Raw genomic sequence first — 23,313 nt, forward strand, 5'->3', positions numbered from 1 at the left:
AAGAGGGGTTCCGATGAAAATCAACTTCAGAAACCTGACTGTCCAGGTGCTGACCGCCATCGTGATCGGCATCGCCATCGGGTATTTCTTCCCGAGCTTCGGGGCTTCGCTCAAGGTGCTCGCCGACATCTTCATCAAGCTGATCAAGATGGTCATCACGCCGATCGTGTTCTTCACGATCGTCATCGGCTTCGCGGGCATGGGCAGCATGAAAAAGATCGGCCGGATCGGCGGCAAGGCGCTGCTCTACTTCGAGCTCGTGACCACCTTCGCCATGGCGATCGGCATCGCCATCGCCTACCTGATCCGTCCCGGCGACGGCATCGACACCTCGGGCGTCGGCAGCAAGGCCGACGCGGTCGCCGGCTATGCGCAGCAGGCGTCCGAAACCTCGCATGGCTTCAAGGACTTCCTGCTCGGCATCATTCCCGACAACGCGATCGCCGCGATGGCGAGCGGCCAGATGCTGCCGGTGCTCTTCTTCTCCGTCCTGTTCGGCCTCGCGCTGTCCATGCTCGGCGACAAGGGCCGTCCGGTTACGGAATTTTTCGAGAAGCTGAATGAGATCTTCTTCAAGATCGTCGGCATCATCATGAAGTTCTCCCCGTACGCAGCGGGTGGAGCGATGGCCTATACGATCGGCAAGTTCGGTCTCGGCTCCCTTCTCTCGCTGGGCAAAATGATGCTCGCGACGTACATGACGATGTTCCTGTTCATCATCGTCGTGCTCGGCCTGATCGCCCGCTACTACAAATTCAGCATCTTCGGCCTGATCCGCCACATCAAGGACGAGATCCTGCTCGTGCTCGGCACCTCCTCCTCGGAGTCCGCCCTGCCGCGCCTCATGAACAAGATGGAATCATACGGCTGCTCCAAGCCCGTCGTCGGCCTCGTCGTCCCGACCGGCTATTCCTTCAATCTGGACGGCACCAGCATCTACCTCTCGATGGCGGCGCTCTTCATTGCGCAGGCTTACGGCATCGAGCTGACTCTGCTCCAGATCGTGACCTTCCTCGGCGTGCTCATGCTCACCTCCAAGGGAGCGGCTGGCGTGACCGGCTCCGGCTTCATCACTCTTGCGGCCACCTTGGCCGCACTGCCCGGCACGCCGATCCCGCTTGAAGGCATCGCGCTGCTGATCGGCGTCGACCGCTTCATGTCGGAGGCACGCGCCATCACGAACCTGATCGGCAACTCCGTCGCTACCGTCGTCATCGCCAAGAGCGAAAACCAGTTCCAGCCTCTGAAGGAAGCCAGTCCTGAAATCGACCCTTCGTCCAGCCGCGCCGTCTCTGCCTGAAGCTTGCTCCACGGCTAGTCGGAAGCAACGGTCGATCCGCGCCAAAAACCGCAGCCCCGAGGGGTTGCGGTTTTTGGCATGCTTTTTCATCCGGCAGCCTGCAGCATTTCTATTCGACGATGACTTTTGGGCATCGCGATGCCGAAGCCGCCGCTGCAAGCCTGATCGGCTCTCGTCGGACGGACGACGCCCTTGCGGATGAGCAGGATGCAGACCGCCGATACGAGGAAGCTCGCCGCATTGATGCCCATGACGTTCCGTCTGCTCCAGCGTTCCGGACTTCGCCGGCCATGCGGAACTCGTTTCGTTTCTCGGGCTGGAGGAGCGGCTGGGACAGTAAGGCCGCGCCGGTGCCTGCGCATCAAAAAAGGGAAGCCCTCTGCAACGAGGCTTCCCTTTTTGATCATCGCAAAAAAATCCCCGCGGAAAGGAATTCCGCGGGGACAGCTGTTTACCAGCAACGGTCAATTCGTGCCGGGCTCCGGCTTCGAGCCTGCCTCGGCTGCGACCACGGCATCCTGCGCCTGGTTCGTCGTCCGCAGCGGAAGCTCCTTCAGGAAGAACACCAGCACCAGCGAGATGCAGAGAACGCCTGTGCCGGTCGCGAACACGAGCGACAGCGTGTCTCCGAGCGCGTCGCGGATACGGTCGATCATCTGTACGAAGATGACCCTCGCCTCTTCCGGGAGACTCTTTTCGGTCGCTTCGATCAGCGGCCTGTTCATGAGCGTCTGCGGATTCGCGAACTCGACCATCTTCTTGGCGACTTCCGGATCCAGCTTGCTGAGATCCGGCGCATCCGAGGATGTCAGCGCCTGCTTCAGATGACGGGCCAGGTTGTTGGACATGACCGTTCCCATGACGGCGATGCCGATCGTGCCGCCCAGGTTCCGGAACAGCTGCGAGGAGGCTGTAGCGACGCCAAGCTCCTTGTGGGATACGGCGTTCTGCGTCGCCAGCGAGAATACCGGCATGCCCATCCCGAGGCCGACGCCGAAGATGCACATGCTGAGCACGGCCATCCAGACGCTGTTCATGATGATCATGATGCCCATGCCGATGATCATGATCGGCACGCCGATGAGCGCGTAGCGCTTGTACTTGCCGCTCTTGGAGATGCGCTGGCCGATCAGGGCGCTGGTTACGACCATGAAGATCGACATCGGCATCGTGACATAGCCTGCGTAGGTGGCGGAAATGCCGAGCACGCCCTGAACGAAGAAGCTCAGATAGATCATCGCGCCCATCAGGCCGAAGTTCATGAAGAAGCCGATGATGTTCGATACGGTCACAACGCCGTTCTTGAACAGATGTAGCGGCAGGATCGGATTTTTGGCGCGCCGCTCAATGAAGACGAAGATAACCCCCGATAGGATGGCTCCTCCGATCAGGCTGAGGATTTCAAGCGAGCCCCACTCGTACTTCGTGCCTGCCCAAGAGAAGGCGAGCAGCAGCGGCACGATGGTCGTCGTCATGAACAGGGAGCCGAGATAGTCGACTTTCTCCCCCGGCTTCCGCTCCACCTTCGGGAACAGCATCAGGATCATGACGAAGGCCACGATGCCTAGCGGCAGGAAGATCCAGAACAGCCAGTGCCAATCCATATGGTCGACGAGATAGCCGCCGAGTGTCGGGCCGATGACGCTGGAGAAGCCGAATACGGCTGTCATCAGTCCCATCCATTTGCTCCGCTCCCGCGGAGGGAACAGGTCGCCTACCGCCATGAATGCGGTGGATTGGATGATGCCGGCGCCGATGCCTTGAATACCGCGGTAAATGATGAACTGGAACACATCGCTCGAGGTTCCCGTCAGGAACGCCCCGATAATGAACAACAAGATACCGATCAGTATGAACGGCTTGCGGCCGAACATATCGGACAGCTTGCCGACGAGAATCGTGGCGATGGTGGACGTCAGCAGGTAGATGTTGATCGTCCAGGTGTAGTAGTCCATACCTTCCAGGATGGAGATGATTCTCGGCATCGCTGTACTGGTGATGGTCTGGTTGATGGCAGCGAAGAACATGGCCGCCATGACAGCGATCATGATCGATAGCTTCCGCTTATGGGATAAATGCTCCATGATGTCTCTCTCTTCTCCCTTTAAATGTAGGTTAGGATTCCGATGTCAGCTTCTCCATCAGCTCCGTAATCGTGACGACCTCTTCCGGCGTCAGCCGCGTGAGATAACGGCCAAGCAATTGTTCCCTCACCCGGTGTCCTTCCTCGAGCGCCTCCTTTCCCCTTGGCGTTATCTCCACCAGAACCGATCTGCGATCGACCGTGTCATGGTGCCGAAGCACATAACCGCCGTTCTCGAGACGGTCGATCATAACCGTGACCGCGCTCGGCTTGACCTCCATCTTCTCCGCGATCGCTGCCAGCTTGCATGGACCCTTGAGCTGAACCTGCTTGAGCATGAACATCTGGGGCAACGTCAGCGGGCTGTCCCTGAATGCATCCGCCAGCGCGTTCTGGAGCTTGTGCATGAAGGTCTGTACGGCTTCCTGGAAACGTTTGACCTCTGTCTCCATGATGGCCTCCCCTTTATTAAACAATAATATATTTATACAGTTTAACAATTATAATGTCAAATGAATTTGGATGCCACCTGGACATATCATTCCCAGCTGTGAAACAAATAAAAAGCCTTTCCTTGGCAAAGGAAAAGCTCGCTTTTGGGGCTTGGCCCCGTACTGCGCTCACGGCAGCCGCTTACTTCTGAAGACGGCGCTGTGCGGACATCTGCCAGACCGTCCATTTGAGCCCGGCGAACAGCGCCGCGATCCCCGCGAGCAACGCGGCGGCCGCCGCGATCCACAGAACCGGGCTGCCGTGAACGACGAAGAAGCGGCTGTCGCTGTCGCGATACTGAAAATCATCGGGCACGAAATACATCTCCCTCAGCCAGAACCAAGCGAGATAAGCCAAACCTGCCGCCATCGCGGCCAAAGCGATCGCAGCTCCCTGCCACAGGGATCTTTTCCAGGAAAACACCGGCATGAACAACGGCTCCATTCAGGCATTCAGCCCGTGTAATAGTAATGGAATAAATAGTCAAAATGCTTGAAGACCAAGCCGGTATGGCCGAAATCCAACGCTCCTCCCGAGGCTCGTCTACAGGTTACTTTAGCAGATTAAGGAAAATTTCATAAGAGCTTTATTGGACGGGGCGCGGGCTGCACGAAAAGCAAATGGCCCCGCCTCTTCCGGCTGTCGCTCCAGCAGAGGGTTGCTGCCGGGGCTCCTCCTGGGCTCCATCTATGAACGCAAAGAGAAGACCGGAGGCTCATGCCTCCGGTCTTCTCCATCCCTTGGCGGGAAGCTTCAGTCATAATCCTTGTGGACCCATTCATCCTCCGGCAGCTCGAAGCCGGGCTCGGAATACCGCTGCTCGAGGAAGGGATCAGCCGTGTTGTGGAAGCCGTTGCGCTCCCAGAACCCGGGCCTGTCCTCGGTCATGAATTCGAAGCCGCGCAGCCATTTGGCGCTCTTCCAGAAGTACAGATGAGGCACGACGAGGCGCAGCGGTCCGCCGTGCTTGGCCGTGAGCGGCTCCCCTGCGAACTTGAAGGCCAGCAGGATATCGTCGCCCATAAGATCGGCCAGCGGCATGTTGGTCTCATAATCATGATCGCCGTAGACCATGACATGGCGGGCATCCGGCGAAGGCTCGATTCCGGCGAGGCTAAGAAAATCCCGGAACAGAATGCCTTCCCACTCGGTATCCATCTTGGACCAGCGGGTCACGCAGTGGATATCCCGCGTCACGCTGACGCGGGGCAAAGCCTCGAGCTCCGCGAAGCTGAAGCTTCTCTCTCCGCCTTCTACCGCTCCGGTAACCCGCAGCTCCCACTTGTCCATATCATAGACGGGAATCTCTCCCTCATGGAGAATCGGGAACCGGTCGGTCACCGTCTGCCCCGGGGGCACGCGGTCGCCGTACCGGGCGTCGGGCTTGATCTTGTTCATGATCGCCGCTGCGTTCCGCTTCAGCCGCTCGGCCTTGTCGCTCTCATATGACATCAGACACCCATCCGCCTGCGCTGATTGTTCGGCTTCTTGTTCAGCTGGCTGCGCAGCTCCTTGGCGCCGCCTTGGGCTCCGCCTGCTTGTCCCTGCTTGCCGACCGCCTGGGCTTGCTTCTTCTGCTGCATCTTCAGCTTGGCGGCTTCGGCCAGCGTCATCTTCTTGGGCTGCTCGGCCGCTTCCTGGTCCTGGGCCGCTTCCGCGCCTGCTTGCTCGTGTGCTTCCGTCATGTGTATTCCTCCCATGCGAACTGTCATGTTTTCCTGATTGTAGTGTAGCCTATTTCGGCCTTGAAAGCCATGCGCAAAACAAGTTGACAATCGACCGTCCGCCGCAAGCAGCAAGGAAATCAGTCCTTGTCGAGACAGCCTCATTCGAGGTTTTCCCCATGCGAAGACAGTCTATGCCGCCATCAGGCCCTTATGGATCCGGAAATGTCAGGGTTCCGCTCCATGATGGCCGCAGCAATCTCCTCCAGCCTCGGCAAGTAGGCCAGCGTCCGCCGCGCCCTCAGCTCCAGATCCGCCTGCGAGCGTATTCCGAGGTCTTCCAGAAGCTCGTCGAAATCCGGAGCGAGCGGCTTCAGCAGCTCCGGCGCGTCGGCGGCCAGAATTTTGCGGCAACGGGCGTAAGTAGCGGCGATCCAGAAGGCAGCTTCCCGGTGATTGCCGGCTCGGATCAGCTCCAGGCTGGCCTGGATCGCGATCGGCCTTGCTTCGGGGGTGATGTCGGAGCTGAAGGGGAACGGCGTCCGCGCAGCTGCTGCGGCCGCGTCGAAGGTTCGGGAAAGTCCGGCCAGATGGTGCTCGACGCGCGCCTGCCGCAGCTTGGCGCTGCCCAGCTGCTGAAGCAGCTCGTCATAACAATCGCTCAAGCCGTATTCCTCCAGCACGCCACGCGCCGCCAGATAGCGCAGCCGGATCGTCGGATTGCGAAGAGCCGCGGTCAGAATGACATGGGTCGCGACGCCGGTCGGGAACAGCCAAGCCGTCACGCGGTCATGCCACGGCAGATCCGGCTCCGTCCGACTCAGGCCGTCCTTCACCCTCTGCAGCGCATCCCGGCAGCGCCGCTCGACCCAGAAGCGTTCCGGGAAGCTGCGGACCGTCTCCCGCTGGATGGCGCCAAGCCGTCCCGACGGATCCGCTGACATCCGGCCGTTCCGGAAGCCTCCCGCCAGGTGATAGGAGCCGAGCACCTTGTCCGCCGAATCCAGCTCGCTCCAGGACAGATACGTCACCTCCAGCAAAGCTCCTCCATATAAGAACTTCCCGAGCTTGGGAGGCGCCGCCTCTCCTTCCAGCACGACGAACACATCGATATCGGAGCCGGCAGGCAGCTGGGCCTCCTCCGGCATCGATGCCGTCGATCCTCCCAGATAGGCTCCGACGAATCCTTCTCCAGGCGCTGCCTGCTTCCTGACCCATTCATCCGCCAGCTTCCTCGCATCTCCGATAAGCATTCCCCTCGTCCTCCCTTCTACTCCTGCCGCGCCGTACCGAAAGGAACCTGCCGCACGGCCTCGGTGACAGGGCCGCGCCGCTAGACAAGACAGAGCCGGACCTGCCGCATCTTCCGCATGCAAGGTCCGGCTCTTCCGTATTGATTCTATGCCGCAGGGGTCGGCCTTCAGTCGGCCAGCTCCGCCAGCAGCTCCTCATGGATCCGCCCGTTGGTCGCGGCGACGTCGCGCACGCCGAGATGATACGGCGTCCCGTCGATATCGCCGACGGCTCCCCCCGACTCCTGCACGAGCAGAGCGCCCGCCGCGATGTCCCAGCTGTTCAGCCCGATCTCCCAGAAGCCGCTCAGCCGGCCTGCCGCCACATAAGCGAGATGCAGCGCGGCAGAGCCCGAGGAGCGGATGTTGCGCACCTTCGGCGCGATCCGCTGGAGCTGTTCGAGATTCCGCGGCAGGGCCGCCCTGTGCTCGGCCGGAAAGCCGGTGGCGACGAGGCTGCTCCGCAGCGTTTCCTCTCCCGATACGCTCATCCGCTTCCCGTGCACGTAGGCGCCTTTCCCCTTCTCCGCGATGAACAGCTCGTCGGCCGACGGGTCGTAGACGACGCCCAGGATAATCTCTCCCTTGTGCGCCAGCGCGATGGAGACGACGAAGAACGGGAAGCCGTGCACGAAGTTCGTCGTTCCGTCCACCGGATCCACGATCCAGAGATACTCCGCGTCGCGCACGCTCTCAAGAGCTCTTGTCGACGCTTCCGGCCCCGGCTCCACTCCTTCTTCCCCAAGAAACGAATGGGAAGGGAAATTCATCATGATGAGGCTGCGGATCAGCTTCTCCGAGCCTTTATCCACCTCGGTGACGAGATCATGAGGCGACATCTTCTCGTCGAGCCTCTGATAGTTCCCGAGCTTCGTCTTGATCCACTCGCCCGCCTTGGAGGCACAGTTGATGGCCACGGCGGCAAAACTTTTGCTCCCGACTACCGGTTCGTTCATCCTGCTCACTTCTTTCTGTTTGTCTCTATGGCAATAATCCTCCGGCTGCAGCCGGTTGTCTACCAGGTATACGATCACCATCCGGATTCTGTTGCGCATGGGGATCGGTCGCAGGGCATTCACATCGCGCGCCCGCTCAAAGAGCGGACCAGCCCTGCCAGATGAGCCGCGCGGCCAGCACGAGCAGCGTCGCGCGCAGCAGCCACATGATGCTGCGTCCGCTCATGCGGGTTGCGATCCAGGCGCCGGCCTTGCCCCCCGCCCAGGCTCCCGGAGCGAGGGCGAGCACGAGCAGCCAGTCGATCTCCCCCATGGCGCCATGCACGCCGCTGCCCAGAATGGAGGACAGGAAGATGACGAACATGGACGTCGCCGTCGCCACATGAGGCGGGAAGCGGAACAGAATGACCATGACGGGAACGAACAGCGAGCCTCCTCCGATGCCGAACAATCCCGACACGAGGCCGACGAGCAAGCCGATTCCGAGCAGCAGCGGCAGGCTGTAGCCGTATTCGTACGTCGCGCCTGTGCCGTCGGTCAGCTTGCGGGAGACCGGCCATTCAATTGTAAGCGGATTCATTCGGTCACGCAAGATGAGCAGCACGGCCATAAGCAGCATGAACAGGCCGAAGCTGAGCTGAAAGGCGCCTCCATGGAATCGGGAGGTCAGCGCCGAGCCGAGCATCGCTCCCGGGCCGCTGGCGATGAAGAGCATCCACGCGCTGCGGAAATCCACCTTGCGCTGCTTGGCGTACGTCATCGACGACGCCAGCGCGGTTACGATCAGCACGGCAAGCGAAGTGCCGACGGCAGTCGCCTCCGGAATCGGCGCTCCTGTCAGGCGCTCGCCGAGCAGCAGCAGGACAGGCACGATGATGATGCCGCCGCCAAGACCGACAATGCTGCCGAATATGGAAGCGACAACGCCTGTAAGTACGATCAGAACCCATTCCAGCATAGGTATTCCCTCCTTCGGCATCCTTCAGACGCCGCTTGCGCGGCAAAGGCACGGATCCCCCCTCCGCCGGAGCGGATGGCGATTCGTGCCCGTACCGTGTTCCCCGCCTTCACAAGACTTCGATCGTGCCGCCGTCCAGGACACGGATTCCCTCTCCCGCCGCCTCGAGCCCGCGGAAATGCTCCATCAGCCTCACCAGAGCCTGGTCCTTCGCCTTGGATTCCATCATGCAGTCGAGCAGCTCCACGGAGCCGTTCACGCCGCGCAGGAATTCCAGCAGCGGGCCCGGCTCCACGAAGTCCGCATGTCCTCTCGGATCGCTGAGGCTCTTCGGACTGGAGACGTGGATCTTCGGCGGCAGGCCTGACGGCCCCCCATCCAGTCCAAGCCGCCGCTGCTCCCGGTTCCAGGTGGCGGCGATGCGCGGCCACAGCTCCCCGTACAGAGCTTCCTTCGTCTCGCCGCCGTCGTTGACCGCATGATGATGGATATCCAGCACGACCGGATTGCCGACCTTCTCGGCAATGTCGAGCGTCTCGCGGGCGTTGAACGTCTTGTCGTCGTTCTCCAGCGTCACCCGGCCGCGCAGCCTGGCATCCTGGGCTCCGAATTGCGCGATGAACCGCTCGGCGGAGACGGGCTTGTCCCCGTACGCGCCGCCCACATGGATATTGCATTTGTATTTCTCGTCCAGCCCCATCGCCTCGAGCATCCGCACATGGTACTCCATATCCCTGACCGAGCTCTTCAGCACCTCGGGACGAGGCGTGCTGAACACGCAGAAGTGATCGGGATGGAAGCTGACCCTCATGCCGGTCTCCCGCGCGAAGGCTCCGACCTCGCTGAAGGACGCAGCCAGCGCAGGGTAAGGGTCCCAGTCCGCAAGCGCGTCATGCGTCGCAAGCGGAATGATTTTCGAGGAGAACCGATAGACGTGGATGCCGGCATAGCGGTTGTTGCGCATGATGCGCAGGGCGCTGTGCAGATTTTCCTCGGCGATCCGCTCCAGCTTGCGCAGCGCCGCCTCGCGATCCTCCAGCTTGGAGAAGTTCTTATAGGTCATGGTGCGCGATGATGAAGAGTTCTCCACCAGCAGGCTCATGGCGACGAAGCCGAAGCGGACAATCATCCCCGGCCGCCGAAAAACATTTCATGGGCGAGCGCCGTCTGCACGCGCGACTCTTCCTCCGTCAGCTTGCGGACGAGCTCCATCTCCACCTGCGTCACTTCATCGCCCTGGAAGTTGATCTCCGCAATGGAAGCGAGGATCTTCACGATGGCGATCGCCTGGTTGCCTGGCGTGTAGGCGATGACCTTCTGTCCGGCCGGGAATACCCGGAACCCCGATTTCATCATCTTTCCTTTGCCGTATTCCAGAAGCTCGTACAGCTCCTGCTCCGACTTGAACTTGCATACCGAATTGAATTCCGTTGCGAATCCCATTGTCTTCACCCTCCTGATCGTTACTGCGGCAAGCGCGGCTGCTTGTCCGGATGCTGCGGATGAAAAAACGAGCTTCCCTCCCGCCAAGGCGAAGGAAGCGCGAATGTGTGCGAAACGTATGGAAACCGGTCAGCCGCCGTACTCCAGCTTCTGCTTCTCCGCATGGCGGGAGATCGCCAAGCCGATGAGGCTGTCGAGCAGCTCCTTGTAAGGAACGCCCGATTCCTTCCAGAGCAGCGGGTACATGCTGTAAGGCGTGAAGCCCGGCATCGTGTTCACTTCGTTGATCAGAATCTTGCCGTCGCTCCTGCGAAGGAAGAAGTCGACGCGGGAGAGGCCGGATCCGTCGATGGCCAGATAGGCCCGGATCGCCATCTCGCGCACCGCTTCAGCCGTCTCTTCCGGAAGATCGGCGGGAATGTGCATGACGGATGTGCCGTCCACATACTTGGCGTTGTAATCGTAGAAGTCCGTTCCGCTGACGATCTCGCCGACGACCGATGCGCGCGGCTCGTCATTGCCGAGCACGCCGACTTCGATCTCGCGCCCGTCGATGAACTCCTCGATGACGACCTTGCGGTCGTAACGCAGCGCGAGCTCGATGGCCGCGATGAGCTCCTCCCGGTTGCGGGCTTTGGAGATGCCGACGCTGCTGCCGAGATTGGCGGGCTTGACGAAGCAAGGATAGCCGAGAGCGACCTCCGTTTCCATGACGAAGAACGCGCGGTCCTTCTCCCACTGCGTCCGGTTGAAGTAGCGGTAGACGCATTGCTCGAGCCCCTCGTGGGCGAACACCTTCTTCATGAAAATCTTGTCCATGCCTACTGCCGAAGCAAGGACCCCCGCTCCGACATAAGGAATATTGGCCATTTCCATCAAACCCTGGACCGTGCCGTCCTCGCCGAACGTTCCGTGCAGCAGCGGGAACATGACGTCGATCGTCCCTCCCGGAGCTCCCGCCGAAGCGGCAGCCGCCTGCAGGGCGCCCTCTCCGGCCGCAGCCGTCGCCAGTCCGCCGAATACCGGCGCCAGCGCCATGCCGCCGTCCTCTGCCGGAGACAGCTTCAGCTGCTCGACGCTGTGCGGGGCTTCCAGCAGCACTCCTCCGGAGCGCCATTCGCCTTGGCCCGTAATATAGAAGGGCTGTACCTCGTATTTATCGAAATCGAAGGCGCCCATAACGGCCAGCGCCGTCTGCAGCGATACCTGATGCTCGCCCGACTTGCCTCCGTAGATGAGTCCGACGCGAATTTTGTCTCCCATGTTAGCTCCTCCGGTAACCTTCTTGAATTAGAATGCCAATCGCTGCATGGACCGATGCGGCTCCCGCATCAGAAATAGTCCTGCAGATGATAAAATCGATAGCGCGTCCGGTCCGTCCAGGCGTAGGAATCCTTGTAGTCCCAATAGCGGTGCCGGCTCGGCACGGTGTTGGCGTTGACCAGCGGCATGCCGTCGGCATCGAATGCCGTCACGACTGTCGTATGCTGGAACCGCCCGTCCCCGCCCCAATCGTAGGTGATGACGTCCCCGAGGGACAGCTCGGATGCGCTCTCCACCGTCGTCGCCCGCATGCCCGTGCTGCGCGGGAACGACAGATACAGCTGCAGCGCGTTCGACACCGCCCAGCTGTAGCTCCAGGATTCCTGGCCGCCTGTACGGCCTTTGTACCACCATCCCGATTCTCTTTTACCAGTATAGTTCATCGGTGCTTCGCCTGCAAAGACACATTGCGACACGTAATTCGTGCAGTTGACCTCGAACAGCTCGTAGGCCGGATTCGCTTCGTTCCACCACCGGTCGGCGTAGGCGGCGACCAGCTCGCGCCTGTACTCGACGGCGCGGTCGCGTGTATTCAGGCGGGACAAGACGCCGTAATTAAGGAAAGGGCGCGGCGAGCCCGGACGCTGGATTCCGCTGCCGCCGCCGTCGCCGTAGGAGCGATGCTCGGCCAGCGCGCTGTCCGCCGCGGCGTGGCCGTATCTGGGCCTGCGCTCGCCGACGATCGGCTCCACCCGGGTCAGGCGCCATGCTCCGCCTTCCTCGGCCAGCCACAGTCGCTCCTGCTCGAGACGCTCCTCGGTGTAGGAGCGGCCGCGATGCTCGACATGCCGCTTCACATGCAGCTTCAGGACGACCGACACTTCGGTCGCGGACTCGTTGATCCTCAGCAGCGTCGCTCTCGTCTCGCTCTGCGGCGACAGAATGCCGCGCTCCTCGTCCCTGAGGCGCAGCCGGCGCAGCCTTTCCTCCAGGCGGCGGCGGTGATCCCTGTCTTCCAGCAAGGCTCCGAGCACCTCATGCCTCCGCTCCACTTCGGCTTCGTTGTACCCGTGCACGTATTCCTGCACGGCTCCTCTCCAGCCTTCCAGCGCAGCCTGCTTGCCGGAGGACGGCTGCGAGCGCTGAGCCTCCGATCGTTTGACTCCCCGGGTACCGGTACGCGGCATTCCTTTCCCCATCCCTTCTGGTCGGTATTCGCCCATCATCAAGATGATCTTATGTCTGCTCTCCACTAAAATATGCGGACCCATCCCGGATAGAGCGCTTAAACGCCGTTATCCGGCGTTTCAACGAGAATGCGGCAGATATATATCGAAATTTCAGTCAATATCGAATTTTACAAAACAAGCCCGGCTGGCTTATGATATGATGTACCACTCTATCACCATATTGCTGAATTCCACGTACTGTGGAAGCGGGGGAACCAATACGCGGGCGTCTGTCGACGCTTGCCGGGGTGAATCCGAAAGGAAGAGGCCGGGCTGCCGAAGCCGCGTCTCTTGCCTTTTGGTAGGGCTACTCTCTGGCCCGAATCCGTCAGCTAACCCCGTAAGCGCACAAAGGAGAGATGTCAGGATGTCACTGAAAGACAACCGCGCGGCTTCTTCCGCGCAGGAGGGCTTCATTGCGCCTTCCGTCTGTTCTGCGTCTGCGGTCGAGGCCTTCTTGGCGCCGCCGCCGTTTCCGGGCTTGGACGCGCCGATCGCGCTGGACATGGCGGTCGCGGAGGCTTATTCCCCGCCGGCCCCGGCTGCTGAGACGGCGAACAGGCCGTCCTTCCGTCCCGAGGCGCTTGAAGAAGAGCGCTCAGCATCAAGCCGCCGCATCCGCTGCATCGACTTGTTCATCACCCGCACGGGACCGCTCGTCGATCCCGAGCGCGGAGATTACCGCGTCGTGCTGCATCTGTGCTTCGGCTCCTCCATCCGTCAGGCTTCCGTGCTCATTCCTTACGCCAAGGCGCCGAGAAGCTGGGACGCGTGGAGCCGTTGGTTCCAGCCGTTCGTCGGGGTCCGCTCCGACGAGGCGATGTCCGTGCTCTATTACGACGCGGAATGGATCAGCGACCACAGGGATCGCCTGCTGCGCAAGACGCTGGAGCCGTCCTCCCAGGAAGGCACGCTGTTCCCGGCGACCGCTTTCTGGAGACGCAACGCCCTTATCGAAACATCCGACATCCATATCCGGCTGTCTCTGTAGCCGGATGGCGCTCTGTCCTTCATCCCTTCAAGAGGCATCCCCTATCCGCTTTGCGGCCGGGGGATGCCTCTTGGCCTTTGGCGGCCTTGAGCGGACATTTGGCGCATGATTTGAAAGTGCTGGCCGTATTCACTTACAGAGATCCATCCGCCGTTCAGGAAGCATACATAGACAATAAAAAAGACTGCCAGCCGCAATAACGGCTGGCAGTCTTTCTATTCCGGAATTTATGCGTGGCTCAATTCGAGCTCGTCTTCCTCATCCCGCTCGTAGGACTCCCGATCGAATTCCCCTTCCGATACGGCGACCAGCAGGGTCGACACGGTCGTGCCGGAGGCGTTCAGCGCCGTGCGGCCCATGTCGACGACAGCGTCGATCGCAAGCACCAGGCCCAGTCCTTCCAGAGGCAGGCCAAGCGCGGTAAGCACGACGGTCGTCGAGATGGATGCCGGACCCGGCACTCCGGCGACGCCGATCGACGAGATCATGCTGACCAGCACGATGAGCACGTAATCCGATACGCCCAGCGGCACGTTGTACACCTGGGCGACGAATACCGCCACGACGGCAGGCCATACGCCGCCGCAGCCGTTCATGTTCATCGTCGCGCCCAGCGGAGCGACGAAGCTGGCGATGCGCGGCGATACGCGCAGCCTCTTGGTGATGACCTCAAGGTTGACCGGCAGCGTCGCGTAGCTGCTGCGAGTCGTGAAGGCGACCGCGATCGTCGGATAGATTTTGCGGAGGAACTTGAACGGATTCAGCCTCGCGCCGAAGGTCACCAGCGCTCCGAAGGTCAGGATGAAGTGCAGCAGAAGCGCGATATAAGTCGCGATGATGAGCGTGATAAGCGGCTTGAGCGTCTCTGCGCCGTACTTGGCGGCCATGGAGCCGATCAGCGCGTACACGCCGTACGGCGTCAAGCGGATGATGTACTTGGTCACCTGATTCATGACCTGCTTCAGCGATTCGATGACCTGGCGCACCGGCTCGACCGCTTCCGGCTTGCGGGAGCTGAGATGCACGATCGCCACCGCGACGAAAATGGAGAAGATCAGCACCGGCACGACTTTGCCGTCCGCCATATCCCCGATCGGGTTCGACGGAACCAGGTTCAGGATGACTTCCGAGAAAGTCGGAATGGAACGCGATTCGTAGCCTTCCGGCACGCTTTGGGCGATGCCCGTTCCCGGGTTCGCGACCAGAGCGACGACAAGCCCGATAAGCGCTGCGATCCCGGTCGTAGCCAGGAACAGCAGGATGGTCTTCGTCCCGATCTTGCGCAGCTGCCCGAGATTCGAGATCGAGGTGATGCTTGAAATGACAAGCACGGCGACGAGCGGAATGACGAGCATCTTGATCAGGTTGACATAGATGGACCCGATCGTGCCGATGCTGGTCGCATCCAGCTCAAGGGCGTTCAGCGTAATGCCGACGACCAGCCCGATGCCGAGCGCGATCAGAACGCGATAGCCGAAGCTTACACGGCGGCGTGCCAGATAGACGAGCAGACCGATGACAACGATGGAAACGAGCAAGCTGATCCAGTTCGTTTGTATAGCATGGATCAGATTATTATTTGGGACCAAGCGACTCAACTCCTTATTCCTATCTTTTTACTCTGGAATAGTATATTAGTAATATTATTGTTATATGTCAACTATATTTAACCTCTCGAGCCTCTTCCTTATCATGGAAAAGAAAAAAACGAAGACCTCGAGGTCTCCGGATGTTTGAGCGATCCTATGATTGACAGGGCTTTTCTCCGGCCAGGCGGAATTCCTTCTATCCGCCCGGCTTCTCGACCGGCAGCGCTGCTGGAAAGCGGACCCTGCTCAATCCGATCAGACGGACAGCATGGCGCCCATGCGCTGAGCCGACTGGATGATGAGAGCGGATTGTTCCCGGATGATCTCCGGGGTGAATCGGGCCGAAGGTCCCGAGACGGACAACGCGGCCGCCAGCCGGCCGGACCGGTCGAAGACCGGAGCCGACACAGCGGCGGCGCCCGGCTCCCGCTCCTCTTGGCTCGTCGCGTAGCCCATGCGGCGGATTTCCTCCAGCTGCTCGCGGAACGCAGCCGGATCGAGGCCCGGAGGCATCGCCTCGTCGGACATGAGCCGATCGGCCAAGGACGGCTCCGCAAAGGCGATCAGCACTTTGCTCGAAGCTCCCACATAGAGCGGCAGCCTGAGGCCGACCGGCGCGACTCTGCGGATCGCCTGGTTGCTTTGGACGGCCTGGATGCGGATCCGCTCCCGTCCGTCCTGCACATACAGGCTTACCGTCTCGCCGATCGTGTCGCGAAGCCGTTCCATCTCCGGCAGGCAGATCGCAGCGGGATCGCCGGAGCGCGATATATGCGCGGCGAGCTCCCAGATCTTCATCCCGAGCCGGTACCTCTCCGAGCTGCGGTCGCGCTCCAGGAAGCCCTTGTCCTCCAGCGTCGCCAGCATTCGGTGGACGGTGCTCTTATGGAGGCCGACGCGCTCCGCGATCTCCGTCATCGGCAGATCGCTTTCGGTCGTGAAGCACAGCAATATATCCAGCGCGCGTTCGACAGCTCGCACATTCGACTTGCCTTCATCCGCACGGGCTCCTCTTGGCTCCACGCTCTTCATCTCCTTCCGGCACCGGATGCGATGCCTCTTCATTCCCCGCTTCTGTTGCCGGGATGCTGCTTATCGGTTCACTCCGAACCCGAAACCTCGGGCAGAATGGTTTGTACATCAGTCAGCCGGCCTTGCAAGCGAGCTGTTGATATCGACTGAGAACCGTTATCATTATAGAGAAGCATTTCCCGTACGTTCTATGTTTTTCAGGCCTGTAAGGTTTCATACAATGAAACCGAGATTCTTCTAGTATAACCGCATTCCCGAATTCCGTAAAGAAACAGGCTCTTCTTCCCCTGTCCTCTGCCGCTGCATGCATTGTTTTACAAGCAGATTACAAGAGCTTAACAATTCACCAATATCAATTGACAGCCCGGACCAAAGACACATAAAGTAGTAGTACATCAGATCTATACCGCTTACATTGCAAGGGAGGGGAAGACGATATGAGCAGCACCGCCCTGTCGACGCCGCTTAACCTCGAGGGAAACCGGTCATCCGTCGCTCCCCGCCGGGATACGCGCCGCAACGCGCTGATCGCTTCCGTGTCCGCCCTGGCCGCGCTCGTCCTGCTCGCGGCTGCCGCTTTCCACGGCTACATCGCCTGGATGGTCGCTTATCCTTATGTGGCTCCGGTCTATTCCAATCCCATGGAAGCCAAGCAGCTGAGCTACAACGACATCACTTTTCCCAGCCAGAGCGGCCGTACGACGGTCAGCGGCTGGTATATCCCCGCCGGGTCCGGCCATTCCGTCAAGGAAGCATCCGATCGGACCGTCATCCTCAGCCACGGCTACGGAGCGAACCGCGAAGAAACCTGGGTGCCTATGTATGATTTGGCGAGCCTGCTCCACAGGCTTCATTATAACGTGCTGATGTTCGATTACGGCTATGCCTCCAAGCAATACCGCGCCCCGGCAACGGGAGGCTGGGAGGAGTCCCAGCAGCTGCTCGGCGCCGTGAATTACGCCCGCAGCCACGGCTCCGGCGAGGTCGTCGTCTGGGGCTTCAGCATGGGAGCCGGAACCGCGCTGCAGGCCGCGCTGCAAACGAAGGATATCGACGCCATGATCCTCGACAGCACGTTCGTGCCGAGCCCCGACACGCTGTTCGAGAACGTCCGGCAGATCATCGATCTCCCCCGCTTTCCTTCGCTGCCTCTGATCGAGGCTCTCCTGCCGCTCTGGACAGGGGTGGATTTCAACAAGATTCCCGCCGAGAAGGTCATGAGCACCGATTATGATATTCCCATCTATATGATCCACGGAACGATGGATGTCAAAGCCTCCTATCAATCGGCCGAAACGATCGCGAGCCGGCAGACGAATCCGCTGTCGCGGGAATGGATCGTGAACGGCGGCTATCACGAGATGCTGTTCCGCGAGCATCCCAAGGAATATATCCAGCGCGTCGCCTTGTTTCTCAGCCAGGTCAACCAGTCGCTCGAGAACGAAGGCATGACCGCCTGACCTCATGAACATCCCAAGCTTGTGGCCGGACCCCCGTGGGTCCGGTTTTTTTGGGCTTCAAGCCCGAACATAGCTGTCCCCGAGCCCGAATACATCTAGAAGAGGATGAAAACTACATGCTCGAGGGGGCGGCCACATATGGCGGAAGCGGACCGAAGCGCCAGGCAGCTTAAGCTGCTGGAGGATATCAAGCAATGGAAGATGCAGGAACAAAGCCACGCGGAGCTTATCCGGCTCGTCTCTCCCGGCCTGGAGCCGGCTTACAAGGGATTGCTGCAGCAGTGGGAGCCTCTGTTCCGGCTGACCGGGCAGCAGGCCGAGGAGCTTCTGGGAGAAGAGGCTCGAATAGACGGAGGCGGTCAGAGAAGCGAGGAGGCCGAGCACTCTCTGGCCATGATCGACCAGCGCACCGCAGGCTTGCTGGAGGCATCCGCGCTCCAGAGCAAAACCTTTATCGAGCAGCTGGCGCAAATGCTGCAAGCGAGCCCCGCATTGGCTCGAGATCAGGTTGGGCGCTCCGCCGTCGACCATGCGCTGCGGGAATCCAGCTACTGCCTTGGGAAGGCCGAGGCTTACAGCCAAGCCCGCAGCCGCGCCGACGAAGCTGCCCGCTCCGCCAGCGACGGCTCGGAGAAGGAGCAGCCAGCCTCGGCTACCCGCGATGGCGAGTCAGGCAGACCGCACGCCAAAGGCCATCCGGCCGGGGAGCTGAAGCAGGTTCCCATCGGAGGCCATACGCTTCCGCCGCTCCCGTATGCCTATGATGCCCTGGAGCCGTACATCGACGCGAAGACGATGGAAATCCATCACGACAAGCATCATCGAGCTTACGTCACGGATCTCAACAAGGCGGAGAAAGAGCTTCAGGCTTCCAGGAAGAGCGGGAATTTCGACCTGGTGAAGCACTGGGAGCGCGAGCTCGCTTTCAACGGCGCCGGCCACTATTTGCACACGCTGTTCTGGACCGTCATGTCGCCTCAAGGCGGCGGCCGGCCTGTAGGCGCGATCGGGGATGCCATCGACCATGATTTCGGCGGCTTCGACGCGTTCAAAAAACAGTTCAGCGAGGCTGCCGGCAAAGTCGAGGGCGGCGGCTGGGCGATCCTCGTCTGGAGTCCCCGCAGCCGCAGGCTTGAAATCCTTCAGGCGGAGAAGCATCAGAACCTGTCCCAATGGGACGCCATCCCCCTGCTGCCGCTGGACGTCTGGGAGCATGCCTATTACTTGAAGCATCAGAACAAACGTCCCGATTACGTCAAGGACTGGTGGAACGTCGTCTACTGGCCCTATGTGAACCAGCGCTTCGAAATAGCGAGGACGATTGCCTGGGAGCCATACTGAGCCTGGCGAGTGGCCCCGGCTTGCGGACTGCCCGCCCCTTGCGTCAGCTCCCGATGCCTGGACTTCCGCTAGGATTCCCTGAGCTCCCTCGTCATGCTGAGCTTGATCAGCGAGCCATGTCCGCCTTCGAATGCCGCTGGATGACGCGCAAAAAACCCGCTTGCCTAAGGCAAGCGGGTTCTGCGTGCTGCTATTGCTTCAGCAGCGAGAGGAATTCGGAACGCAGCGCGCTGCTGGTCCGGAACTCTCCCCGCACGCCGGAGGTGATCGTCTTGCTGCCCGGCTTCTTGACGCCCCGGGAGCACATGCACAGATGCTCGCCCTCCACGACGACCATGACGCCCTGCGGCGCCAGCGCATCCATCAGGATGTCGGCGATCTGAGCCGTGATCCGCTCCTGCACCTGCAGCTTGCGGGTGACGGCTTCAACGAGCCGGGCCAGCTTGCTGAGGCCGACGATGTGGCCGTTCGGCAGGTAGCCGATATGGATCTTGCCGAAGAACGGGGCCATATGATGCTCGCACTGGCTGTAATACACGATATCCTTCACGATGACGAGCTCCTCGTGGTTCTCGTCGAACGTGACGCCGAGCACTTCCGCCGGATTGACTTCGTAGCCGGCGAAAATCTCCTCGTACATCCGCGTCACGCGGGCAGGCGTATCCTGCAGCCCTTCGCGCTCCACGTCCTCTCCGACGAGCCTCAGAATCTCGCGGAGATGATATTCGATCTGCTCCCGGTTGCGGGAGACATGGGAATTGCTATAGTCCTTCAAGCCTGCCATAGGCGGGTTTCTTCCCTTCTGGCTTCAGCAGGGGCTTACTTGCGCTTGCCGCCGCGCTGGTTCGGAATGAACTTCTGGTTTTGAGGGGCGCCGGCGCCGCCCTGGTTCTTCATCATCTGCTGGGCGCGCTGCATCTGCTTGCCGTTCAGATTGTAGCCCATCTGCTTGGCCATCTTCTGCAGCATCTCCGGATCGGACTGCATCTTCTCCAGCTGCTTGCGGAGATAGAAGACCCCGATGAAAAATCCGCCGACCCCTCCGACGATAAGGGTAACGATGGGGATGACGTAGTTGTACCATTCCATATTGGCTCACCTATCCTTCATGGGTGTTCATAGACTTGTCCATGATAGCATTATCGGGTATCGCGCGCAATCCGGAAACAGCCGCTGCGGACCGTTCAGGAATGCGGAGATACCGGCTCTTGCCCGGCTTCCAATGCTTCCGCTGAAGCCGTTGCCCGGACGATGACATCCCGCGCTTCCGGATCTTCCTCCGTGCCGAGCGCATCCCGCAGAGCCTGGAGCGCCGCCTCGCCGCCGATGCGGCCGAGCGACCAGGCTGCCGTGCCGCGCAGCACCGGACGGGGATCGTCGCGCAGCACCTTGATCAGGGCGGGCACGGCGCCCTTCTCGCGGAAGTTGCCGAGCGCGATGACCGCGTTGCGCTGGATCGGCTTTTTGCCCCGCCAGGAGGAGGAGTTGGAGCCGTAGCGCTCCTTGTACTCGCGGCCCGAGATGTCCAGCAGCGGCTCCAGCAGGGGCTTGACCTGCTCGGGGTCTGCCTCGAACTCCGGATGGCGCGTGACGTTGATGCCTTTGTTGACGGGGCAGACGATCTGGCAGGTGTCGCAGCCGTACAGCCGGTTGCCGATCTTGCGCATGAGCTCGTCGGAGACCATTTCCTTGGTCTGGGTGACGAAGGACACGCAGCGCTGCGCGTTCAGCTGCCCGGGACCGACAAGCGCGCCCGTCGGGCAAGCGTCGATGCACTTGGTGCAGCTGCCGCAGCTGTCCTCGATCGGGGAGTCCGGCTCCAGCGGCAGGTTGGTGATCATCTCCGCAAGGTAGATCCACGTGCCGTGCTTGCGGTTCATGATGAAGCTGTTCTTGCCGCTCCACCCGATCCCTGCGCGCTCTGCGACCGCCCGGTCCGACAGCTCGCCGGTATCGACCATGGACTCCGCCCGCAGCTCCGGCACCCGCTCCCGCAGCCATTCCTCCAGCCGCGCGAGCCGGCTCCGCAGCACCGTGTGATAATCCTCCCCCCAGGAAGAGCGCGACAGGATTCCTCTTCTCGCCCCCGGCTCCGACTTGGGCGGATCGTGCAGCTTGCTGGGGTAGCCGACCGAGATCGCGATGATCGACAGCGGCTCGTCGAAGAGGAGGGCAGGATCGGTGCGCCGATCGATGTCCTTGGCCTCGAAGCCGGATTCGTACCCGAGCTCCCGGTGCCGGATCAGACGTCCCTTGAGCTCGGTGAACGGCTCGGGTGAAGCGACTCCGATGTCGTCGATGCCGAGGCCGTAAGCGGCTTCCTTCATATCCGCCTTCAGACGGGTCCAAAAGGCCGCATCCCTGATCATTTCCTCCATCATTCTCCCCTCCTTCATCCGTCCGATTCCGGTCCGTCGCTCACACCTTGCCTGACGCCCTCATCGTCTTGATCGCTGCGACGGCAAGCTCGTCGCAGCGGTTGTTCCATTCGTTGTCGCTATGGCCCTTCACCTTGACGTAGGAAACCTCATGGATGCCCATCAGCTCCCACAGGCGCTGCCACAGCTCCTTGTTCTCGACCGGCTGTCCCTTGCTGTTCTTCCAGCCGTTGCGCAGCCAGCCCTTGATCCAGTTGTTCTGGAAGCAGTTCACCACATAGGCCGAGTCGCTGTGTACGGTCGCCTTGCAAGGAACCTTGAGCAGCGACAGCGCTTCGATGACCGCCTGGATCTCCATGCGGTTGTTCGTCGTATGCGGCTCCGCGCCGGATATCTCCTTGCGCTTGTCCCCGTAGAACAGGACGGCTCCCCAGCCGCCCGGACCGGGGTTGCCGGAGCAGGCTCCATCCGTATAGATCGATACTTCTTTCATATAAAGGGCCAACTCCTTCTGCTTGATCCTTCAGCAAAACGCTCCACCGCTACAGCTTGTCGATATGGCCGGCCGGCCAAAGGACGAACTCCGCCCTGCCCCGGACATCATCCTCGTCGACGAGCCCGAAGGCGCGGCTGTCCCGGCTGGCCAGCGGCAGACGGTTGTCTCCCATGACGAACAGCTTGCCCTTGCCGACGGTCAGAAGCGGGAAAATCCCTTCCGTGCGGTCTCCGCCCGCATAGGATTCCTCCAGCTTCTCCCCGTTCAGGTACAAGCTGCCGTCGCGGATCTCGATCACATCGCCGGGCAGTCCGATGACGCGCTTGACGAGATATTCGGAACTTCCGTCCGGCCGCTGCGGATCCCGGATAATCATGACGTCGCCATGTTGCGGAGAAGACATCGACATGGCCATCTTGTTGACCAGCAGCCAATCGCCCTCCGACAAGGTCGGCTGCATGGACTGTCCTTCCACGATCGAGAGGTTGAAGACGAATCGCTGCAGCAAGGCGACCACCGCCAGCGCCAGGACGGCCGTGCGGACAAGCCGAAACAGCTCCCTGGCATGCGAGGCTGCGCCTGCGCGGGCCGGATGCCCGTCAGCGGTCATGCCGACGCCCTCCGGGCTGCCTTCCGCCAGCGGCAGCGCATCCTTCTCCCCGCTCGGCGTCCCTTTCATTCCGGCTCACCCTCCGTGCCGTTCGCTATGCTCGCCCGCCAGGCTTCATAATAGGCCTTTACGACCTCGTCCTCGAAAGGAGGCTGGCCTCCGCGGATCCGATGGGTAACTTCCCGCAGCCCTTCGCTTACTTTGGCGTCGACGACCGGCGGATAGCGATACTCCGCCTTATGCCTTTCGTACTCGTCCCGATCCACGACAGCCAGATCGCCGCCCGCAGTGCGGATCACATCAAGGTCGTAATCGATATAGGTCAGCACATCTCCCGTCAGGTATGGCGGCGATGCCAGATTGCAGTAATAACGGATGCCGAAGTCCTCGATCATCGCGACGACGTTGAACCATTTGCCCGGAATAAAAAAAGAGACCGCTGGAACGCGGCTGACCCACATGGATCCGTCCGCTTCCTTGATCGGCGTCTGGTTGTTGAGGAGCACATGCATCCCCTCCGCGGCGTGCTGCGGCAGAAGCAGCTCTTGCGGCACGATCCAGTTCCGCTGCCATTGCCGGTGCAGATGGCCGTCATGCTTGAAGCTTTTGATGTAACAGCGCCGATAGTTGTTCACTTACGCACTCCCTGACATTCACATCTTACTAATAAGAAAAGCACATCCGGACGTCAAAAGCAATTGACGAAGGATATGCCTCGGGATGACGACCATATTTT

25 protein-coding genes and 1 riboswitch are annotated in these 23,313 nt (G+C 60.8%); of the genes, 4 read left to right on the forward strand and 21 right to left on the reverse strand.

Annotated features, from left to right (window positions below; genetic code table 11):
- Positions 1-13 precede the first annotated feature (13 nt).
- Positions 14-1,300 carry a dicarboxylate/amino acid:cation symporter gene (locus AC06G8_RS19850; protein ID WP_447662792.1) on the forward strand — a complete coding sequence of 429 codons (1,287 nt, stop codon included), beginning with the start codon at positions 14-16 and terminating at the stop codon, positions 1,298-1,300.
- Between the two features lie 86 nt (positions 1,301-1,386).
- Here the strand turns inward: AC06G8_RS19850 and AC06G8_RS19855 are convergent, their stop codons facing one another.
- The 13 genes from AC06G8_RS19855 to AC06G8_RS19915 all read right to left on the reverse strand — a co-directional run bounded on the left by AC06G8_RS19855 (position 1,387) and on the right by AC06G8_RS19915 (position 12,638).
- Positions 1,387-1,551, reverse strand: coding sequence for a hypothetical protein (locus tag AC06G8_RS19855; RefSeq protein WP_480283663.1), 165 nt, complete (start codon positions 1,549-1,551; stop codon positions 1,387-1,389).
- A gap of 213 nt (positions 1,552-1,764) precedes the next feature.
- Positions 1,765-3,384, reverse strand: coding sequence for a DHA2 family efflux MFS transporter permease subunit (locus AC06G8_RS19860; protein WP_447662794.1), 1,620 nt, complete (start codon positions 3,382-3,384; stop codon positions 1,765-1,767).
- A 31-nt stretch (positions 3,385-3,415) separates the two neighbouring features.
- Positions 3,416-3,835: a MarR family winged helix-turn-helix transcriptional regulator gene (locus tag AC06G8_RS19865; protein ID WP_480283664.1), complete on the reverse strand. Its 420-nt coding sequence runs from the start codon at positions 3,833-3,835 to the stop codon at positions 3,416-3,418.
- 181 nt (positions 3,836-4,016) lie between these two features.
- Positions 4,017-4,304, reverse strand: coding sequence for a hypothetical protein (locus tag AC06G8_RS19870; RefSeq protein WP_480283665.1), 288 nt, complete (start codon positions 4,302-4,304; stop codon positions 4,017-4,019).
- A 324-nt stretch (positions 4,305-4,628) separates the two neighbouring features.
- Positions 4,629-5,327: a sulfite oxidase-like oxidoreductase gene (locus AC06G8_RS19875; RefSeq protein WP_480283666.1), complete on the reverse strand. Its 699-nt coding sequence runs from the start codon at positions 5,325-5,327 to the stop codon at positions 4,629-4,631.
- Positions 5,327-5,560, reverse strand: a complete 234-nt coding sequence (locus tag AC06G8_RS19880) for a hypothetical protein (RefSeq protein ID WP_447662798.1) — start codon at positions 5,558-5,560, stop codon at positions 5,327-5,329. Before AC06G8_RS19880 ends, AC06G8_RS19875 begins: the two co-directional genes overlap by 1 nt.
- Before the next feature lie 182 nt (positions 5,561-5,742).
- On the reverse strand, positions 5,743-6,792 hold the full coding sequence (locus AC06G8_RS19885; RefSeq protein ID WP_480283667.1) for a hypothetical protein: 1,050 nt from the start codon (positions 6,790-6,792) through the stop codon (positions 5,743-5,745).
- A gap of 167 nt (positions 6,793-6,959) precedes the next feature.
- Positions 6,960-7,787 carry an inositol monophosphatase family protein gene (locus tag AC06G8_RS19890; protein ID WP_480283668.1) on the reverse strand — a complete coding sequence of 276 codons (828 nt, stop codon included), beginning with the start codon at positions 7,785-7,787 and terminating at the stop codon, positions 6,960-6,962.
- Positions 7,788-7,923: 136 nt separating this feature from the next.
- Positions 7,924-8,745: a sulfite exporter TauE/SafE family protein gene (locus AC06G8_RS19895; RefSeq protein ID WP_447662801.1), complete on the reverse strand. Its 822-nt coding sequence runs from the start codon at positions 8,743-8,745 to the stop codon at positions 7,924-7,926.
- Between the two features lie 109 nt (positions 8,746-8,854).
- Entirely contained in the window at positions 8,855-9,874 is a 1,020-nt protein-coding gene (uvsE, locus tag AC06G8_RS19900; RefSeq protein WP_480283669.1) for a UV DNA damage repair endonuclease UvsE, read from the reverse strand.
- Positions 9,871-10,188, reverse strand: a complete 318-nt coding sequence (locus AC06G8_RS19905; protein ID WP_447662803.1) for a hypothetical protein — start codon at positions 10,186-10,188, stop codon at positions 9,871-9,873. Before AC06G8_RS19905 ends, uvsE begins: the two co-directional genes overlap by 4 nt.
- 129 nt (positions 10,189-10,317) lie before the next feature.
- Positions 10,318-11,451, reverse strand: coding sequence for a D-alanine--D-alanine ligase (locus AC06G8_RS19910; protein WP_447662804.1), 1,134 nt, complete (start codon positions 11,449-11,451; stop codon positions 10,318-10,320).
- 68 nt (positions 11,452-11,519) lie between these two features.
- Positions 11,520-12,638, reverse strand: coding sequence for an amidase domain-containing protein (locus AC06G8_RS19915; protein ID WP_480283670.1), 1,119 nt, complete (start codon positions 12,636-12,638; stop codon positions 11,520-11,522).
- Positions 12,639-12,852: 214 nt separating this feature from the next.
- A riboswitch (cyclic di-AMP (ydaO/yuaA leader) is annotated at positions 12,853-13,042 on the forward strand.
- Between the two features lie 5 nt (positions 13,043-13,047).
- Here AC06G8_RS19915 and AC06G8_RS19920 point away from each other — a divergent pair.
- A complete protein-coding gene (locus AC06G8_RS19920; RefSeq protein WP_447662806.1) occupies positions 13,048-13,671 on the forward strand; it encodes a hypothetical protein in 624 nt (207 codons plus the stop codon).
- A 227-nt stretch (positions 13,672-13,898) separates the two neighbouring features.
- On the opposite strand, the gene AC06G8_RS19925 is transcribed toward AC06G8_RS19920, so the two are convergent.
- Both AC06G8_RS19925 and AC06G8_RS19930 read right to left on the reverse strand, forming a co-directional pair.
- Positions 13,899-15,260: a dicarboxylate/amino acid:cation symporter gene (locus AC06G8_RS19925; RefSeq protein ID WP_447662807.1), complete on the reverse strand. Its 1,362-nt coding sequence runs from the start codon at positions 15,258-15,260 to the stop codon at positions 13,899-13,901.
- Between the two features lie 255 nt (positions 15,261-15,515).
- Positions 15,516-16,283 carry an IclR family transcriptional regulator gene (locus AC06G8_RS19930; RefSeq protein ID WP_447662808.1) on the reverse strand — a complete coding sequence of 256 codons (768 nt, stop codon included), beginning with the start codon at positions 16,281-16,283 and terminating at the stop codon, positions 15,516-15,518.
- Positions 16,284-16,729: 446 nt separating this feature from the next.
- On the opposite strand from AC06G8_RS19930, the gene AC06G8_RS19935 reads away from it, so the two are divergent.
- Complete coding sequence (locus AC06G8_RS19935) at positions 16,730-17,752, forward strand: alpha/beta hydrolase (protein WP_480283671.1); 1,023 nt, start codon at positions 16,730-16,732, stop codon at positions 17,750-17,752.
- Positions 17,753-17,890: 138 nt separating this feature from the next.
- Positions 17,891-19,093 (forward strand): Fe-Mn family superoxide dismutase, encoded by a 1,203-nt coding sequence (locus AC06G8_RS19940; RefSeq protein ID WP_480283672.1) that lies wholly within the window; start codon positions 17,891-17,893, stop codon positions 19,091-19,093.
- A 190-nt stretch (positions 19,094-19,283) separates the two neighbouring features.
- Here the strand turns inward: AC06G8_RS19940 and folE are convergent, their stop codons facing one another.
- The 6 genes from folE to AC06G8_RS19970 form a co-directional block, all read right to left on the reverse strand.
- Positions 19,284-19,877, reverse strand: coding sequence for a GTP cyclohydrolase I FolE (gene folE / locus AC06G8_RS19945; RefSeq protein WP_480283673.1), 594 nt, complete (start codon positions 19,875-19,877; stop codon positions 19,284-19,286).
- Between the two features lie 35 nt (positions 19,878-19,912).
- On the reverse strand, positions 19,913-20,182 hold the full coding sequence (locus AC06G8_RS19950) for a YneF family protein (RefSeq protein WP_021881158.1): 270 nt from the start codon (positions 20,180-20,182) through the stop codon (positions 19,913-19,915).
- 95 nt (positions 20,183-20,277) lie between these two features.
- A complete protein-coding gene (gene queG / locus AC06G8_RS19955) occupies positions 20,278-21,474 on the reverse strand; it encodes a tRNA epoxyqueuosine(34) reductase QueG (protein WP_480283674.1) in 1,197 nt (398 codons plus the stop codon).
- Between the two features lie 37 nt (positions 21,475-21,511).
- Positions 21,512-21,964, reverse strand: a complete 453-nt coding sequence (rnhA, locus tag AC06G8_RS19960; RefSeq protein WP_480283675.1) for a ribonuclease HI — start codon at positions 21,962-21,964, stop codon at positions 21,512-21,514.
- Positions 21,965-22,013: 49 nt separating this feature from the next.
- Positions 22,014-22,646, reverse strand: a complete 633-nt coding sequence (gene lepB, locus AC06G8_RS19965) for a signal peptidase I (protein ID WP_480283676.1) — start codon at positions 22,644-22,646, stop codon at positions 22,014-22,016.
- The gene (locus AC06G8_RS19970; RefSeq protein ID WP_447662814.1) at positions 22,643-23,212 is read right to left on the reverse strand and encodes a DUF402 domain-containing protein; all 570 of its coding nucleotides are present in this window, start codon (positions 23,210-23,212) and stop codon (positions 22,643-22,645) included. The genes lepB and AC06G8_RS19970 overlap by 4 nt, the downstream gene beginning before the upstream one ends.
- Between the last annotated feature and the right edge of the window lie 101 nt (positions 23,213-23,313).

The organism is Paenibacillus sp. SJS-P3 (assembly GCF_056711585.1).

What these genes read in the sequence shown, in the direction of transcription:
- AC06G8_RS19850 (WP_447662792.1), top strand. Translation starts at nt 14, where the DNA reads ATGAAAATCAACTTCAGAAACCTGACTGTCCAGGTGCTGACCGCCATC.
- AC06G8_RS19855 (WP_480283663.1), bottom strand. Translation starts at nt 1,551, where the DNA reads ATGGGCATCAATGCGGCGAGCTTCCTCGTATCGGCGGTCTGCATCCTG.
- AC06G8_RS19860 (WP_447662794.1), bottom strand. Translation starts at nt 3,384, where the DNA reads ATGGAGCATTTATCCCATAAGCGGAAGCTATCGATCATGATCGCTGTC.
- AC06G8_RS19865 (WP_480283664.1), bottom strand. Translation starts at nt 3,835, where the DNA reads ATGGAGACAGAGGTCAAACGTTTCCAGGAAGCCGTACAGACCTTCATG.
- AC06G8_RS19870 (WP_480283665.1), bottom strand. Translation starts at nt 4,304, where the DNA reads ATGCCGGTGTTTTCCTGGAAAAGATCCCTGTGGCAGGGAGCTGCGATC.
- AC06G8_RS19875 (WP_480283666.1), bottom strand. Translation starts at nt 5,327, where the DNA reads ATGTCATATGAGAGCGACAAGGCCGAGCGGCTGAAGCGGAACGCAGCG.
- AC06G8_RS19880 (WP_447662798.1), bottom strand. Translation starts at nt 5,560, where the DNA reads ATGACGGAAGCACACGAGCAAGCAGGCGCGGAAGCGGCCCAGGACCAG.
- AC06G8_RS19885 (WP_480283667.1), bottom strand. Translation starts at nt 6,792, where the DNA reads ATGCTTATCGGAGATGCGAGGAAGCTGGCGGATGAATGGGTCAGGAAG.
- AC06G8_RS19890 (WP_480283668.1), bottom strand. Translation starts at nt 7,787, where the DNA reads ATGAACGAACCGGTAGTCGGGAGCAAAAGTTTTGCCGCCGTGGCCATC.
- AC06G8_RS19895 (WP_447662801.1), bottom strand. Translation starts at nt 8,745, where the DNA reads ATGCTGGAATGGGTTCTGATCGTACTTACAGGCGTTGTCGCTTCCATA.
- uvsE (WP_480283669.1), bottom strand. Translation starts at nt 9,874, where the DNA reads ATGATTGTCCGCTTCGGCTTCGTCGCCATGAGCCTGCTGGTGGAGAAC.
- AC06G8_RS19905 (WP_447662803.1), bottom strand. Translation starts at nt 10,188, where the DNA reads ATGGGATTCGCAACGGAATTCAATTCGGTATGCAAGTTCAAGTCGGAG.
- AC06G8_RS19910 (WP_447662804.1), bottom strand. Translation starts at nt 11,451, where the DNA reads ATGGGAGACAAAATTCGCGTCGGACTCATCTACGGAGGCAAGTCGGGC.
- AC06G8_RS19915 (WP_480283670.1), bottom strand. Translation starts at nt 12,638, where the DNA reads ATGCCGCGTACCGGTACCCGGGGAGTCAAACGATCGGAGGCTCAGCGC.
- AC06G8_RS19920 (WP_447662806.1), top strand. Translation starts at nt 13,048, where the DNA reads ATGTCACTGAAAGACAACCGCGCGGCTTCTTCCGCGCAGGAGGGCTTC.
- AC06G8_RS19935 (WP_480283671.1), top strand. Translation starts at nt 16,730, where the DNA reads ATGAGCAGCACCGCCCTGTCGACGCCGCTTAACCTCGAGGGAAACCGG.
- AC06G8_RS19940 (WP_480283672.1), top strand. Translation starts at nt 17,891, where the DNA reads ATGGCGGAAGCGGACCGAAGCGCCAGGCAGCTTAAGCTGCTGGAGGAT.
- folE (WP_480283673.1), bottom strand. Translation starts at nt 19,877, where the DNA reads ATGGCAGGCTTGAAGGACTATAGCAATTCCCATGTCTCCCGCAACCGG.
- AC06G8_RS19950 (WP_021881158.1), bottom strand. Translation starts at nt 20,182, where the DNA reads ATGGAATGGTACAACTACGTCATCCCCATCGTTACCCTTATCGTCGGA.
- queG (WP_480283674.1), bottom strand. Translation starts at nt 21,474, where the DNA reads ATGATGGAGGAAATGATCAGGGATGCGGCCTTTTGGACCCGTCTGAAG.
- rnhA (WP_480283675.1), bottom strand. Translation starts at nt 21,964, where the DNA reads ATGAAAGAAGTATCGATCTATACGGATGGAGCCTGCTCCGGCAACCCC.
- lepB (WP_480283676.1), bottom strand. Translation starts at nt 22,646, where the DNA reads ATGAAAGGGACGCCGAGCGGGGAGAAGGATGCGCTGCCGCTGGCGGAA.